The 1,771-nt window shown below is 71.7% G+C and carries 1 protein-coding gene; it reads right to left on the bottom strand.

Features of this window, described 5'->3' with window-relative positions; all coding sequences use genetic code 11:
• Positions 1–584 precede the first annotated feature (584 nt).
• On the bottom strand, positions 585–959 hold the full coding sequence (locus tag ABZ281_RS48095) for an SRPBCC family protein (protein WP_356665032.1): 375 nt from the start codon (positions 957–959) through the stop codon (positions 585–587).
• Positions 960–1,771: the final 812 nt, after the last annotated feature.

Below are 1,771 nucleotides of genomic sequence, written 5' to 3'. Positions count from 1 at the left end.
AGGGCTTCCGGCCGGCACGCCGAGAGCACGCACCAAACGCCGCTCCTCAACGGGCAAACGTTGCCTGCCGCGGCACGAGCGGACTCTCAGGGTGCGGGTTCGCCGACCTGAAGCCCGGCCTGGCGCGGGTCAGGTGTCGCGCTCCGGGGAGACGTCCACCGCCCGGCATCGGGTGCCCCTCAGCGCCGCGCAGACCAGGCCCGGCAGGCCCGGAAACGCTCGTGCGTCGATCTGCGACATGCCCTGCCGGCCGACCGAGAACTGATCAGCGCCTTCGCTCTTCAGGAGTGTCGCCGCCCCGCGAGCAGGCGCAAGTGGATCGGTTCCTCGACGCGCTCACGGCCGTGACGTCACGCCGCGCGAAACAGCCCGGCAGGGCTGACAAAGCGCCGCCCGCTCGCAGGGCGCCGCCCCGGCCGCCGCATTCGCGAGCGGTACGGATGCATGGCCCCCGCGGCGCTGATCACCGAGCGTCCTCGCCATCGGCCGCCGCTGGTGTCTGTCCGTCCGTCAGGGCCGCGCTCCCGCGAGCCCTGCCTTGTCCTGGAACAGGACTTTGCGATGCCCTCCACGAAGCAGCAGCATCAGCGGCGTTGACTGGGCGAAGGTGTGCAGGCCCTGTGGGGCCCCAAGGGGTACTCCTGCACGGTGACGAACGCAGCACCGCCCCACGGCCGCACCTCCAGGTCGAGCCCCAGCGTGCCGAGCCATCCCGCACGGATCTCCATCCGCAGCGTACGTGGGGCATGCGAGTGCCGGACGATCGTCAGCACGCTCTTACGTGCCGGCCCGATGCCAACGCTGTGCTGCGCCGTACTGCCTGCTTCCGGCCACTCGTCCGAGATCTGCGTCGGAGCGCTACCCGTCACACCGGTCAGGTACCGTTCTCCGTCCTTCAGCAGGGACCAGACCCCCTCCGGCGAGCTATCGATCTTGTAGTGCTGGATCAGGCCGGCCACGTGCGTCTCCCCTCGTGACGCCCCGGAGGACCCACTCCACCTCCGAGTGTCCGGAATGCCCTGTTCGGCAATGCCCAAAACGTGTCCGGGCCACCTCCTCGGGACGCGCTTCACCCGGCGGGGCGGCGACACCGACATGCGGCCGCCCCTGTTTCCACCCTGGAGCCAGCGGTCGTACTCCTCGGGCGACACCGCCTCGACCGAGAAGTGCACGGTGCGTTGCCGCCGGCCGCTGGCGGCCATGCGCCCATCACGGGCCAGGCTGGTGATCCGCGAGCTGACGCACCCGGGATCGCCCCGGGATCCGGCCGTCGCACTCGGCCGTCTCACACCCTTCGTTTCGTTCCCCGCACTCCGGGTACTCCGGCCGCACCGCCTGCATCGTTCATTTCCGGGGCGGCTGTCCCCCGGCGTACGGCCGCCGGGGTGGACCGGCCCGCCCCCGGGCGGAAGTGCCCATCACGCCCTCGGGGCCGCCCGCACCTTCACGGCCGGCAGGAGGTCTCGCCCGCGCTGGTCCGGTCGTGTCCACCGACCCAGCGCCACAACCGTTCCACCGGCTTCCCGCACCAGCGTGGCGAAACCCGGACACGGATCCTGACGGAGTCGTACGGGGTGCGCGCCCGACCCGGGTACGCGGCCCGTAGTCAGGCGCCTGTCCGGCTCAGGGCCGAAGCGGCCTTCTCGCCTCTCCGCCCATGGACTCGGCCCAGTCCGGCGGTGTGTCCCCGTCCACCATGAACTCCAGCAGCATCGGTCCACGCGCGGCCAGCGCGTCCTCCCAGACAGCGCCCACCCTCCCTGGCCGGTCG

Source organism: Streptomyces sp. NPDC006265 (assembly GCF_040613555.1).
In the GTDB taxonomy this organism is placed as follows: Bacteria; Actinomycetota; Actinomycetes; order Streptomycetales; family Streptomycetaceae; genus Streptomyces.
This window is presented reverse-complemented; position numbering and strand designations above follow the sequence as displayed.